The following is a 14714-nucleotide window of genomic DNA, read 5'->3' as shown; positions in this document are numbered from 1 at the left end:
CAATACAAAAAAAGAAACTACCTAATTAAACAGGTAGTTTGCATCATTTGCAAATTGGAAATAATTTTAAACGAATGAGGTCCGTCAAAAAATATTTTTATTCACTATGATAAAATGGCCCGATCACTTGCCATTTGAAGTCCGCGGATTCTCTTAAACTCACTTAATAAACTTTCGATCGTCAGATTTTTCTTATTTTCCTCGTTCACTTCAAGTATAATTTGACCTTTATCCATCATGATTAAGCGGTTTCCCAAATCAATAGCTTGCTGCATATTATGTGTGACCATAAGAGTGGTGAGTCTATATCTTTCTACAATCTCCTTAGTCAGCGAAGTGATTAATTCTGCTCTTGATGGGTCCAGGGCAGCAGTATGTTCATCGAGAAGCAGAATTGACGGCTCTGTAAATGTAGCCATTAATAAGGATAAGGCCTGTCGTTCCCCACCCGACAATAAACCAACTTTAGCATTGAGACGGTTTTCTAAACCCAAATGCAATGTCTCAAGTACCTCCCGAAAATATTCACGCCTTTTTTTAGTCACACCCCATTTAAGCGTCCTCGTTTTGTTTCGTGAATAAGCCATTGCCAAATTTTCTTCAATCGTCATACTAGGTGCTGTTCCAGCCATCGGATCCTGAAAGACACGGCCTATCATTTTTGAACGATTGAACTCAGACATTTGTGTTACTTTCTGTCCATTGATATGTACTTCTCCAATATCAGGAACTAGTACACCTGAAATGATATTCATTAATGTTGATTTACCTGCCCCATTACTACCAATCACTGTAACAAAATCTCCAGGTTTAAGAGTTAGATTAATATGATCAATGGCAATTTTCTCATCAGGTGTTCCTTCATTAAAAATTTTATGAATCTGACTTAATTGCAGCATGATTCTCCCCCTTTGCCACTACGGAAGCCGTTACCATGTTCATTCTCTCAGCTTTTCTTCTGGCTTTTCTCTTTTTCTCTTTAGACCCCTCTATGATCTTCGGTGCAGTCAATGCAACAATAACAATAAGTGCAGTTATTAACTTCATATCCCCTGGATCTAAGAATTCAACCCGTAAGGCCAATGTAACAACAATACGGTAAATAATCGATCCACCAATAACTGCAAGTGTCGTTCGAGCAATTGTTTTCGTTCCGAACAAGGCCTCACCAATAATAACTGACGCCAATCCAATGACAATCATTCCTATTCCCATACCAACATCAGCAAATCCACCTTGTTGAGCAATCAGTGCACCAGAAAATGCAACTAAAGCATTAGACAAACCTAATCCTAGAACAACCAGTAGATTGGTATTAGCTGAAAGGCTCCGAATCATCCGTTTATTATCACCCGTTGCCCTAACTGCAAGGCCAATCTCTGTTTTTAAAAATAGATCGGTTAGGAACTTAATTAAGAAGGTGGCGATAATCATAAATAGCAATATCCCCCACGTTTCAGGAAGACTGTCCCCTAGTCCCATCGTTGAAAGGATACCGTTAAAAAATGAATCAATTCCCGTCTTTTCAAAAAAACTACTGATTTTTGTAAAAGCAGTATCGGTGTTCAATAAAGGTATATTGGAACGTCCCATAATTCTTAGGTTAATGGAGTAAAGAGCAATCATCATTAGGATACCTGAGAGAAGATTATTAATTCTACCAAACGTGTGAAGTAGTCCTGTCATACAGCCCGCTGCAAAACCTGCAAATAAAGCCATTATGGTTGCTAGAAACGGATTGGCTCCATTTGCAATCATCACTGCTGATATCGCTGCTCCCGTTACAAAACTCCCATCCACTGTAAGATCTGGGAAATCTAAAATGCGAAAGGAAAGATAGACGCCCAGCGCCATAATCGCATAGATGATACCTGCTTCAAAAGATCCAAATATGGCTGTAAACAATAAAATCATCCTTTCTTGAAGGTATTTTCTGTTAAATCACCTTCACCAAATTTAGCATATGTACAAATCAAGGAGAGACCAACTACTGGCCTCCTCCTCGAAAATTACTACTTATTTTCCATCATAAAACTCACCGAGCTTTTTCCAATCTTCTTTAACCTTTAATCCTTGTGCTTCTGCAGCGGATTTGTTAATGACAAGTTTTAAGCTTTTTGGAAGTTGGACTGGAATTTCTGAAGCCTTTTTCTTTCCTGATAAAATATCGGCTGCCATTAATCCGGACTGATATCCAAGGTCATAGTAGCTAAAACCACTTGCAGCCACAGCACCTTTTTTCATTGAATCCAGTTCACCTACAAATAATGGAATCTTTTTACTATTTGCAACAGAAATGACGGAATCAAGAGCAGTAACAACTGTATTATCGGTTGGAATATAAATCGCATCAACACGGCCAACAAGGGATTCAGCTGCCTGTTTTACCTCAGCAGTAGTAGAAACGGATACCTCTACTAGTTTAGCCCCTTTCTCTTCTGCTAATTTCTTTACTTCCTTAACTTGGACAACAGAGTTCTGTTCCCCCGAGTTGTAAATAACCCCCACCTTTTTGGCTTTCACTTCTTCAGTAATAAAATCGATTGTTTTTTTCGTTGCATCCGGATGATTATCAGTTGTTCCGGTAATATTTTTCCCTGGTTTATCAAATGCTTCAACCAATCCAGCTCCCACTGGATCAGTTACTGAAGTGAAAATGATAGGGATTTCCTTAGTTGCATTTAATGCTGCAGTCGCACTAGGAGTGGCATTAGCAAAAATTAAATCTACTTTATCCCCGACAAAATTATTGGCAATCGTTTGAGTGTTATTCATATCAGCTTGTGCATTTTGTTCATCGAATGTAACTTTTATCCCCTTGTCCTTTAAAGCTTTTTTAAAGCCTTCTGTCGCTGCATCTAAAGAAGGATGCGGTGCGAATTGGGAAATTCCTACTTTAAATTCCTTTGATCCATCTTTTTTAGCATCGCCAGCTGATTCCTTACTTCCACACCCTGCAAGCATCAGCATCCCGGCTAGTGCAAAAGAAAGTGCTTGAATTTTTTTCATCTAAATAATCCCCCTTTATGTTGTTAAAACTAATTTTCTAAAAATTTTTTATATTAAAAATTATTCTAGTATCTTTTGAGAGTAAAAGCAATAGAAATAGGAAAAATAATTTTTCGCTTTAAAGCGGCATATCAGACTAGTATATTTGTTATCTAGTTAAAAACAAAAAAGCCTTCTATTTTAATAGAAGGCATTAATGGATATATTTAAGACTATGAGTGGATTAACAAAAATATGTGTTTTACCAATCGCGTGTATTCTCAAGTAATTGATCAATCTCAACATCATGCACTTTATAATTATTTTTCTCAGATGTTAGACCAGATGTAGCTTCTAGTAGTTTGTCGATATCGATAATAACGATTCCCATATCTAACCTCCATAGAATATTTTAAAGTAGAATTGTTTGTTCGTTTACCAAACTATTCGCACCTTCCTTCTTATTCATGGGGGTAGTTTTAAAGTGATAAATCTAAAAATATACGACCATCTTTATAGTTAACTAGTAAAGTATGATAAAATTCACTATTCTTTCACAAAAAGGGGTTTACAATGAGAAATGGAATCGGACAAGTAGTTGGGGGACTACTTGTTTGATATTCAAATTACGGGAGGGGATAGTATGTACCAATCGATCGCGTGGTACGCTACACTATTTTTCGTTTTCCTTATTGCACTCGCTTTTGCATTTGTATATGGGGAATCGAGAAAATTAAAAGAGTATGGACCAATCCAAGAAAAAGGCTACAAAATTCGTAAGTTTTACTTTCTTGGTTTACTGGCTGTAATGGGCTTTGCTTCTGCTATGTCACTAAGCAGGCTCCCTTATCATGATCAACATGTACACGCAAAAGAAAATGGAAAAATTGTTGATGTGACGGGAATGCAGTTTAGCTGGAAATTAAGTAACGAGGACTTTGTAGTTGGTGAACCAGTACAATTTCGTGTAACAAGTCAGGATGTAACACATGGTTTTGGTCTATATGATACTGACCTTAAGCTAATTGCACAAACACAGGCAATGCCTGAGTATACAAACACTGTTTCCATTACTTTTAAAAAACCAGGAACCTATAAAATCCTTTGCTTAGAGTATTGCAGCACAGGCCACCATGCGATGATGAAGGATATTGTTGTTACAGCAAAAGGAGGGAAATAATATGGAAAATATGACTCGAAGTTTTATAAAAAAAGGCGTGTCCTTATCCTTACTTATTACCTCTGTTGTACTGGTACTTATGATGTCCTTTGGTGTTATCATGTTATTAAATCAGGGAAAGGTCATTAAAATATCACCACAATTATTTTATAAAATTATGACGGTCCATGGTACGGGAATGGTCGGTATTGCTGCCTTAGGTGGTAGTGCCATCATGTGGTATTTTCTATCTAAGTACATTTATATCAATCATAAAATATATTTTGCAAACCTCATCTTGTCATTAATTGGTGTTGTCATGATTCTTACTGCCATTTTTGTCTTTAATTTTTCTGATGGATGGACATTTCTTTATCCGCTTCCATCCTTCTCTGCAAAGATTTACGGGACAACTGGAGCTTTATTGTTTCTTTTTGGCCTATTAATTTTAGGTATTGGTTATTTGATTATGTATTTTTACTTAGCAGCACGACTAATTAAGGAGTATGGCGGTTTAGGTAAATCACTCGGTTGGGAATATATATTTAGAGGAAAAAAAGGATATGGACCACCTGCCGCTGTTGTTGCTACAACTATGGTTATTATTGCTAACTCTACTGGGATACTGGCAGGCGCTACAGCTCTAGTAGAATCTATTTTAAATATTTTAAATCCCAATTTAACTTTTGATCCTATGTTAGCAAAACATTTAACATATGCATTTGGGCATATTTTTGCCAACTGTACCATTTATATGGCTGTTATTGCTGTATATGAAATCTTATCAGAATATACAGGCCGACCTTGGAAATCAAATAAAGCATTTCTGATTGCATGGAACTTTTCAACGCTATTTACATTAATGATTTATACTCATCATTTATTAATGGATTTTGCGGTGCCAAGATGGATGTTAATTATTGGACAGGTTTTTTCATATGCAAATGGGCTTCCGGTCATGGTAGTAACAGCGTACGGTGCATTAATGATCGTCTATCGTTCCGCTGTTAGATGGGACTTCACATCAAGCATGATGTTTTTAGCCATGTTCGGTTGGGTAGCTGGTGCGGTTCCGGCGATAATTGATGCGACTATCGTAGTTAACCATGTAATGCATAATACTAAATGGGTCCCTGGACATTTTCACACTTACATGGGTATGGGTGTGGTTGCCATGATTTTCGGATTTATGTTTTACTTTAATAAAACCGAAGGTGCACAAAAACAAACTAATTTAGATAAATTTGCGATATCCGTCTACTTCTTTTTCTTTACGGGTATAGCAGGTTCGTTCCTATATGCAGGAAAGATAAGTGCTCCCAGAAGGTGGGCTGAACATTTACCAGAATGGACAGGTTCAGACCAAGTGGGTGCTATTTGTGGTGTCTTCGTTATTATGTCCTCAATAATTTTCACATTAAGATTTTTCAACGGTATGAAACATGTTGGTAAGCAAAGTGATCATAAAATTGCCAAATACGCTTCATAATTGAGCATAAAAAATCCAGCCTTTCTCTAAAGGCTGGATTTTTTTCTTATGCTGAAGGCTTCATCTCTTTTACCTTAGAACGAGAATTAAAAAAGTATTTCATCATTGGAGGAGTAACAATAGTGGTTACCAGAACAACAATAACTAAGATAGCAAATAACTCCTGACTAATTAATTTCGTTTCAAGGCCAATTGTGGCAATAATTAATGCTACCTCCCCGCGTGAGACCATTGCAGCTCCAATTCCAAGTGAGCTTCTTAAAGGAAAGTTTGCCATTTTTGCTCCTACAGCCGAACCAATCAGTTTAGTTAAAATCGCTAGAACACTAAGCCCTATAATAAGCCCTATATGGTCTGTGATACCATCAAAGCTTGCCTTTACACCGATAGAAGTGAAAAACACTGGTACAAAAATCGAATACCCAATTGTTTCTACCTTTTCAAAAATTTCGTGCTTATAATTAGTTACACTTATCGCTACTCCAGCAATATATGCTCCAATAATAGCCGCAACACCTGTTATTTCTGCTACATAAGCATACAAAAAGCAAATAATCAGTGCAGCTGAAATAAGTGACTCGGTTACCTTTAGTGGGGCAAATTTCTTAAGAATCCATGGAACAACCTTCCAAGCTACTAAAATAGCACCACCAAAGAATAGAACCTTTTTGATAATGACTATGCTTAAGTTCACATCACCACCAGCCATGCTCATTAAAAACGCCAAAGCAATAATAACAAGAACATCATCAATTACTGCAGCCCCTAAAATTGTTGTTCCTTCTTTTGTCTTCATCATATTTAACTCTTTCAGCGCTTGAACTGAGATACTCACACTTGTAGCTGAGAGCAGTAACCCTAAAAACATAGCCTCAATAGTTGTCATATTCATTATAATTCCTGCAATATAACCTACGAACAATGGTACAACGATCCCACTTACACCTACTAATGTCGAAGCTTTCCCAGAGCGTTTAAATTCATCAATATCCGTCTCAAGTCCAGCGATAAACATTAATAAAATAACACCTATTTGACTTATCTCTTCCAATGTTTTTGTTTCTGAAACAAGTCCAAGTACAGCCGGTCCTAAAAGTATTCCAATCAAGAGCTTACCTAAAACCGATGGCTGGCCTAATTTGACACTTATGTCCCCTGCTAATTTAGATGCCAGTAGAATAATAGCTAATTCAAAAATTAATTCCATATTATCACCTTTCCTTTTTCTGAAAATTAAAAAGAGTCTGTTTAATTATAAACAGACTCTTTCTTTATAAACGCAAAAAGGTCTGTCAAACCAAAAGACATAGATATCCCTTGGTGACAGACTCCTCCACTTGAAACAATTATTTTATTAATTTTATTATAACAAACTTTATTGTTTTAATCAACTCACTCTAATCCCAATTCTTAATCTTATTAATTACCCTTTCCTTCAATACACTAATAAATGTGGATTGTCCTTTTTGAACTTTTTGTTTATGCCATTCATTAAAACTTGCGATTGTTATTAATATTAGCCCAGCTATTAGTAAATAGGCCCACCATGGCATATTCCCCCAATACGGTCTAGTTTGCAGAAATACATTTAAGAGTAAAATCCCTGCTCCAACAAAAAAATAAGATTTTATTTGAAGGAACATTCCAGCAATCATCGAAAATAAGGACAGGGAGCCTAATATAATGGCGTCATAGATAGTGTTACTCGCTAACCCATCCTGAATTAATAAACCTGAAACAATAATTAGTACAGCCCACTGAATGGCTTTGGTAACCTCAGAATAACGCCCTTTTAAACTTTTGCGGATGAAAATGATTAATACAATAAACGGCAGAACTCGTACCTCTCGATCCCATAAAGGATATATTTTAAGTTGATTTATTACACCGTAGTATGGCTGGAGCATATAAATCCCTGCGAGAATAGGCATAATGAAGGAAATAGCTCTTGGAACTCTGTTCCGCTGAAGCCATAGCGTTAGTGCAATAAGAATTCCTGGTAAAGCTTGGATCCATATATTTTGCTTCTCAAAAAAGTACATACATCCAAAAAATAAAACCGAGACAATGGTATACCCATCTACTTTTAATTCATGAACCTGTTTTCCATATGCAAATAATTTTTTGTAAACGGTTTGCCCAATTAAAGTTAAGGTAATTCCAAGAACACCCATTAAAAGCATTTTCATCAAGTCATCCATTTCAGATTGGAAGACAAATTCAACTGTTGCAATAAATGCTAAAAATAGTGGTAAAGCCCCTAACAGGTCCCACATGATCCTGTGTAGATAAAACATAACCAAGCAAACATATGCACATGTGATCATAAAAGGTATAAAGTTAAATGGATAGGTGGCAAGCATGCATGCGACACCGATAATCGAGAAAGGAACAAAAAAGTAACTGGCATGCTTTTTATATGAATCACTTGCAAAAATTACAAAAATAATAATCGCTCCACTGGTTATAGGAAATTCAAACATACCAGCATAATGGTCTACAAAATGATTTAATCCTGTTGAAATAACAACATAGAAAGAGAGAAAACAGCCATAAAGAAAGACTTTGATGACCCATCTGCTTGAAGCTTCCTTCGTACTTAGTGCGTATACTATACAAGCTATAATGAAACTAAGCATGGCATCGGTTTGATAAGCAACTAAAGTAAATGTCAGTGCTAGCGGTAGCATTATGTGCCCTGACCAGAAAAAAGCAAAAGCTAGGTTTTGGTCTTTCTTCCTGTAAAGGCAGGCAATTAAAAGTAAGACAACAGCACTTATTGATGGGACTACAGAATCAAGTGAAAAAGAAAAGTTGAGAACATGTTTAATGGATTGAATAATTGAAAAATAGAATAATAATGTGGTAATGCTAATTGAATAAGGAATCCAATTTGTACCCGCCTTTTGATATAAATAGTAATACAAACTAATCCCCAAAAATAATACAAGAGGTTGCACCCATAATTCATTAATGGGACTTATCAATGCTTGCATAATAGCGATGGTATATAAAGCTGACGAGGTATAGAGTGAAATTCTTACTAAATCCTTTTCGCCTGCCTTATTCCAAACAAACCTTGACACCAAAACAAGGAAAGCACCACTGGAAAAGTTAACAGCATAACCGTATTCTTGATAATAAAAAGCTGAGTGGGCACAAAGTTCCTCCCCAAAAGCCACTACCGAAAATCCAAGTGATGCTGGAACGATCCAAAAAGATAGTTCCTTCAAAAATTTTCGTTCTTCCTTTTTAAAAAGGAAATAAGCAGACACTACTAGAAGCAGCAGCATAACCCCTAATTCCCACCAATAAGAGAAAGCAACAGCCGCAAGCATAGCAATACCCATAATGGATAAACCAGCATCCCTAGATGCGGACTGAATGACTAGTAAATACTTAGAAAATTGTCCTAAGCCAAATAATATTAAAAGAATAAATCCTGTAAAAGAAAGTGATAGCACAAAGTTAATGGAATCAAAAAATTGCACGGAAAGTGAAATTGACTCAAAGATGCCCGATGCCAGAAAAACAGAACTTAAATATGGAAATATTTTATTTGTGCTGCTTTTAGATAAATAAAGAAAGTTTGCAGCAATAATAAAATAGGCAAGCATTAGTACAACAGATGGCTCACCAGATCTAAGCAAAAATCCTTCAAAACTAATGTAAATAAAGGCAAAGCCTGAAATAACTGCACTAGTGTATTGAAAAACTTTATCTAATTTAAATGCCCCATCTAAAGCCTTTGGAACGAAAACTACACCAAAACCAACCAATGCATAAATAATTTCTCCAAAATGGTTGAGGATGCTGTGTTCAATTAATTGATACACCCCATAAACAATCATCATACTAAAAATAAAATGATATTCCTTTTTCCCACTGACATACATCATCGATAAATAGATGAGAGCAGTCAACATCAGATTTAAGCTATATACTACTTCATTATCGTAAAGAAACAGCATGAAAAGTGTGCACAGGACCAGATTTACCTGTATATAAAGAATAAATTCATTAATATATAATTTTAAAGACTCTCTTGACTTTAGGCGATGAAAAATAAAGATAAGAGCAGCATTAAAGATCATCATACCTAGATAAAAAAAGTCCATTTTTAAATGTATACCTGCAAATAAAAAGGCAACTCCTGCAGAAAGTGAAACATAAGAAAACCAGACAAATAATCTTGAACCAAGGTTTTTGGCAAAAATCACATAAATAATGATCGGTAGGAAACTACCCAGCATCCCCAGAAGGTATCGACCTTCGCCATTAATTGATAAATAGGATCCCAAAAGTCCAAACCATCCTAGTGAAAGGATAAAGATTGGCAAGAATAAACTTCCTAAAACTATAAAGGCAAAGGCTGTTTTATCTATATGTAGAATTTTCTTTGCTAAATAAGCGATTCCAAAAAAGACTAAAGAAACAATTGCGATAGAACCACTCTTCATTATACTTGTCATTGAAGACCAGTTACTTGTAGCAACAAACAATCCTCCTATTAACAGAAAGATTACACCAATATTGAGTGACCAACTGATATTCCGTTCACGAACTTCTTCTTGTGTTAAGGTTTTTTTTACTTTTTGTGGTTTTGGGGATATAATCCCTTGAGCAGGTTCACTTGTATTGGATACTTCGTTTCGAATTGTCTCAGACTCTAACAAATCCAAATGATATTGATGATGTGCTTTAGCAACTGTTTCCACAATTGTCTCTGATAAATAACCTTCTTCTTTTAATGTAAATAGCTCTTGCCTAAAAATTTTCCTTCGCTCGTTTCTTATATTCGACTCCATTCCTATCCTCCATTTCAACCTACTCATTTTATCTAATCTAATAACCTTATTTTTCTTATAGTGTAATTTTACACTACCCATTGAATATTTTCCAATATTTTCTCTAAAAATAATCGCAGTAGTCTTTTCTTAAAATAATTTTACCTTTGTGTAAATAATCTGTATGATATAAGAAGTGTGATTTTAATAATGGAGGATATGTATGCTCACTTTTAATGAAAAATTAGCAATTATCGAGTCTTTTCCTGAATTAGAAAGAAAGAATGTTTCTTTAGGCCGAATAAATTTTCAATTCCCCGATAGTATCTCTGATAAAAAAAATATTGTTTATCATTTACACCCTAATGGGAATGGCTTTATATACGCAGGACATTTAGATCAGTATGAAACAAATGAAAAAGGCTTAGTTAATATCCGTGATATGACTGCTGATGAGCTTCACCAGTTATTAAGGGACGCCATTCATGGCCTTTCAGCAAATGAGAAAACTGAATTTGCTGAAGCGATTTTAGGAGATTCCAGTGATGAGCAACGTTGGGTAGATAGTGACAACAATCAGTTGATCGTAATTAACGAAAATGATGCATGGAATATTTATTTTGGACTAAATCTTGATAATAGCTTTGATACTTATGAAGAAGCTTTAGAATTCTTAACTGAAGAAGGCTTTACTCGCAAGGAATAATGAATAGAGGCTGAACTCTTAAATGAGAACAGCCTCTTTTTTATTTGTATTCCTTATCAATCATTTCATCTAAGCGGATGATACTTTGTTTAGCTCGTTCATAATTAATTGTACGGTAGTGATGAAGACCACCCTCTTCTTCATCTTTTTCATCTGCCCATTTTACAATTTGCTGTAGCGGTGTTCTTACAATATCGTTTGAAGGTAAAAAGGAGTCGGTATGGAATAAGATTGCAAGCGAAATGGCTTTTGCTTTAATAGGATTTTCGCCAAGTCTGATCAAAAGCTTATGAGCCCTCTCAGCTCCCTTGATGGCATGGATATCATTTTGTTTATATAAATCATAATCCCATTTTCCATTTTTATACCAAGTGTAATGTCCCATATCATGAAGAAGCCCAGCTTTTACGGCAATATCTACATCCTGATGATGCTCCTTTGCTAAATGAAAAGCATGGTAGGCAACAGCAATCGCATGGGCAAGTCCTGAACGATTCAAATACTTTTGTGCGATATGATGGTTAAATATATTTAATAAAGTGACGTCTCTCACATGCGATCCCTCCTTACTTTTGCAATATAGTATATTTTATTTATTATATGATACGCAAGAATTGTTAGTTAATTTAATAAAAAAAGAGAGAGAAGAATAGCTCTTCTCTCTCTACATTAATTACTTTCAGATGTTTTTTCCGATTTATTTCCCTTTGGACCTAAATATTCGTAATCATTTGGATTTATGGATGTGTAGCCCTGCGGCTTATAGAAACGTAAAAGATCTTTATAAACAATTTCATCAGACATTTGAAGTTCAGTATTCACTTTTTCACTAATGTCCTTACATGCATCGTTGTTATCTAGAAGTTCAGCAGTGTCATATGAATAACATTTTTCGTTGATTTGAATTGCATCTGATGAAACAAAGTCTCCATTTCTAAAAGTGGCCCAATTTCGGTGGTCCTTCGATAGAAGATCTGAACCAAATTCCATATAATCCTTAGTGTCTATACCCAATAAATGTAATAGGGTTGGACGTACATCAACTTCTCCACCAATTTGCTTTTGAACTCCACCCTTAACACCTGGGACATGGATGAACAATGGTACACGCTGTAATTTTGCATTAATTGCTGGAGTGATTTCGTCAACTCCAAGTACTTTTGCCATTGCATCATTATGATTCTCAGAAATACCATAGTGATCTCCATACATCACAATAACAGTGTTATCATATAAACCTGATGCTTTTAAATCATTGAAAAACTGCTCAAATGATTGGTCCATGTAGTGTGCAGATTGGAAATATTGGTTAACAACTGTATCTCCGTAATCCCCAGCAGGGAAATCTGTGTCTTCTGGGTCCATTTCAAATGGGAAATGGTTAGATAATGAAATAAACTTTGTATAAAATGGTTGTTTCAAACTTTTAAGAATCGGCATAGATTCCTTAAAGAAAGGCTTATCTTTCATGCCGTAGTTTTTTGTATTTTCTTCTGACATACTGTAATACTCTGCATCGAAAAATTGATCATACCCTAATGCTTTATACATTACATTTCGATTCCAGAATGTCTTGTAATTACCATGGAATACAGCGGAATTATACCCGTAACCTTTTAAAATAGCCGGTGCTGCTTGGAATGTGTTTTGTGCCTTATTTACAAAGACTGCTCCTTGAGCCATTGGATATAAAGAGTTTTCCATTAAGAATTCAGCATCAGAAGTTTTCCCCTGACCTGTTTGATGATAGAAATTCTCAAAATAGAAAGTATTGTTATCATGTGCTAAAGAGTTTAAGAACGGTGTTACTTCTTGACCGTCAGGCATTTTGTAATCAATCATAAAGCTTTGGAACGATTCCATTGAGATATAAATGACATTCATTCCTTTTGCTTTGCCAAAATATTCTGGATTTGGAGCTGCATAGTTTGCTTTTCGATAATTCTCCACCTCAGTAATATCACTACTATCTGCTAGCGCACGCTGAGATGATGATTTAATATTTTGAATCACGTCATAAATCGTAAAGTTGTATGCACCTAAATACTTCACTAAATAGTTACGGTCAAAAGAACGCGTAAGTAATTGTGGACGATCTTTTTCTGCTAAACCTAGGTTAAATAAGAAGGTAGTGATCGAAAATAAAAGGACAATTTTAAATGACTTACGGTTGGAAACTGTTACCTTCTTAAAAACTGTTAATGCAAGTGCAATCAATATAAACATGTCCGTGAAATAAAAAATATCAAATGGGGACATTAATGATAGCGCACTATCACCAAGCTGCCCAGCATTCGTCTTCGTTTGCATAAGTACAGGCACTGTGATGAAATCATTAAAAAAGCGATAATAGGCAATATTAGCGTATAATAAGAAGGACAAAAGGAAGTTAGTGATAATCATGACAAGCTTTGTCCTTTTCTTAAATAAAAGAGCAATCCCAAAGAAGAAAAGTGCAGAACTCAATGGATTTATCAGTAATAAAAACTTTTGAAGGCTATTATCAATTCCTAAGTTAAATTCAATTTGATAAGCTGCATATGTTTTAATCCAAAATAATACTACTGCAATAGCAAAAAAAGTAACATGGTTTTGTTTAACTTTTAAAGGCAGTCTTATTTTATTCATTTCTCTCTCTCCTCTCACTTACCAATTAAGCTCCGGTAAACGAACCTCAATTACTATATCATACTTTCTATAAAAATAAAAACATAAATTATGCCATTATATGTATTATTTAACGCAAAATTTTACATCATTATTTTTATATTTTCGACATTTTTAGGTCTCTGTCTGTCGGTTCCTTCGGTTCCACCTTTTTATCTTTATGTTAGTCTCCTGTTGGACATGACTCTTTTTCATACTCATCATTATAAGACGAATGAAAATGCTATTGGTTTCACTTTTTTTAACTTTTCCTTAAAACAGATCCTTTTTACTTCTTCTTATTAAATGTTTGTACGAGTAAGAGGAATCATTTCTACATATAATAAACCTCGAACGGTTGTGCAGGCAATATGAATTTAGACTTATCTTTTTCAAACCTTTGTTCCTTGTAGTAGCTCTAAATAAAATAATATCATTTCAAAGAATTTCTAAAGGGAGTGTTTAAATGCCCAGAATTAGACCTGAGTTTACAAAAAGTCCTTATTTTGTGGATGAGCCTGGTAATTGGCACTTTAAACCAGGGGCTCCAAAAGGATTGCAGTTGGAACTAGAAAATTACCTTGCCAGTCTAGAAGATGTAGATGAACCCGGGACAATAAATGGCATTCAAATTGACTACCCATATTACAATTAATAACTTATTATTTAGTACCCAGTTTTCACTATTTATAATAGAAGGAAGCAGTTACAAAAAATAAAAATACAATTTAGGAGCGTAATGTATGAATATTAACCGAGTGAAACAAATTTTATCCTCCTCAGCAGATATTGAAGTTAAATATAATGGTGCTTCAGTTTGGATTGATCAACTTAACGAAGATGGTAGAACTGCCACAGTTCATTTAAGAGGGCCTCTTGAGGAAAGAACGATTGTAGAAATTGGGGAATTAGTAGAAGGATAAGAATGTCTCATAAAGT

The 14714-nt window shown here is 35.1% G+C and carries 13 protein-coding genes; 5 read left to right on the top strand and 8 right to left on the bottom strand.

Annotated elements, in window-relative coordinates; translation table 11 throughout:
• Positions 1-104: 104 nt before the first annotated feature.
• The 4 genes from QE429_RS11905 to QE429_RS11890 form a co-directional block, all read right to left on the bottom strand.
• On the bottom strand, positions 105-899 hold the full coding sequence (locus tag QE429_RS11905; RefSeq protein ID WP_307287198.1) for an ABC transporter ATP-binding protein: 795 nt from the start codon (positions 897-899) through the stop codon (positions 105-107).
• Entirely contained in the window at positions 874-1905 is a 1032-nt protein-coding gene (locus tag QE429_RS11900) for an ABC transporter permease (protein ID WP_307287197.1), read from the bottom strand. The genes QE429_RS11905 and QE429_RS11900 overlap by 26 nt, the downstream gene beginning before the upstream one ends.
• Before the next feature lie 111 nt (positions 1906-2016).
• Positions 2017-3009: an ABC transporter substrate-binding protein gene (locus QE429_RS11895; protein WP_307287196.1), complete on the bottom strand. Its 993-nt coding sequence runs from the start codon at positions 3007-3009 to the stop codon at positions 2017-2019.
• 241 nt (positions 3010-3250) lie between these two features.
• Positions 3251-3379: a hypothetical protein gene (locus QE429_RS11890; RefSeq protein ID WP_307287195.1), complete on the bottom strand. Its 129-nt coding sequence runs from the start codon at positions 3377-3379 to the stop codon at positions 3251-3253.
• Positions 3380-3631: 252 nt separating this feature from the next.
• Here QE429_RS11890 and QE429_RS11885 point away from each other — a divergent pair, with 252 nt between their 5' ends.
• Together QE429_RS11885 and QE429_RS11880 are read left to right on the top strand one after the other, a co-directional pair.
• The gene (locus QE429_RS11885; RefSeq protein ID WP_307287194.1) at positions 3632-4168 is read left to right on the top strand and encodes a cupredoxin domain-containing protein; all 537 of its coding nucleotides are present in this window, start codon (positions 3632-3634) and stop codon (positions 4166-4168) included.
• A gap of 1 nt (position 4169) precedes the next feature.
• On the top strand, positions 4170-5636 hold the full coding sequence (locus tag QE429_RS11880) for a cbb3-type cytochrome c oxidase subunit I (protein ID WP_307287193.1): 1467 nt from the start codon (positions 4170-4172) through the stop codon (positions 5634-5636).
• Positions 5637-5682: 46 nt separating this feature from the next.
• On the opposite strand, the gene QE429_RS11875 is transcribed toward QE429_RS11880, so the two are convergent.
• Entirely contained in the window at positions 5683-6843 is a 1161-nt protein-coding gene (locus tag QE429_RS11875; RefSeq protein WP_307287192.1) for a cation:proton antiporter, read from the bottom strand.
• Between the two features lie 190 nt (positions 6844-7033).
• Complete coding sequence (locus tag QE429_RS11870; RefSeq protein ID WP_307287191.1) at positions 7034-10444, bottom strand: hypothetical protein; 3411 nt, start codon at positions 10442-10444, stop codon at positions 7034-7036.
• Between the two features lie 202 nt (positions 10445-10646).
• Here QE429_RS11870 and QE429_RS11865 point away from each other — a divergent pair, with 202 nt between their 5' ends.
• Entirely contained in the window at positions 10647-11129 is a 483-nt protein-coding gene (locus QE429_RS11865; RefSeq protein WP_307287190.1) for a hypothetical protein, read from the top strand.
• 40 nt (positions 11130-11169) lie between these two features.
• Here QE429_RS11865 and QE429_RS11860 read toward each other — a convergent pair whose 3' ends face one another.
• The gene (locus tag QE429_RS11860) at positions 11170-11682 is read right to left on the bottom strand and encodes an HD domain-containing protein (RefSeq protein ID WP_307287189.1); all 513 of its coding nucleotides are present in this window, start codon (positions 11680-11682) and stop codon (positions 11170-11172) included.
• 116 nt (positions 11683-11798) lie between these two features.
• Positions 11799-13757 (bottom strand): lipoteichoic acid synthase, encoded by a 1959-nt coding sequence (ltaS, locus tag QE429_RS11855; RefSeq protein WP_373463193.1) that lies wholly within the window; start codon positions 13755-13757, stop codon positions 11799-11801.
• 484 nt (positions 13758-14241) lie between these two features.
• On the opposite strand from ltaS, the gene QE429_RS11850 reads away from it, so the two are divergent.
• Both QE429_RS11850 and QE429_RS11845 read left to right on the top strand, forming a co-directional pair.
• Positions 14242-14430 (top strand): hypothetical protein, encoded by a 189-nt coding sequence (locus QE429_RS11850; protein ID WP_307287188.1) that lies wholly within the window; start codon positions 14242-14244, stop codon positions 14428-14430.
• Between the two features lie 88 nt (positions 14431-14518).
• Positions 14519-14698: an H-type small acid-soluble spore protein gene (locus QE429_RS11845; RefSeq protein ID WP_307287187.1), complete on the top strand. Its 180-nt coding sequence runs from the start codon at positions 14519-14521 to the stop codon at positions 14696-14698.
• Positions 14699-14714: the final 16 nt, after the last annotated feature.

Source organism: Bacillus sp. SORGH_AS_0510, from assembly GCF_030818775.1.
GTDB lineage: Bacteria > Bacillota > Bacilli > Bacillales > Cytobacillaceae > Neobacillus.
Note: the sequence above shows the minus strand (reverse complement) of the source record. Positions and strands in the feature narration are given on the sequence as shown.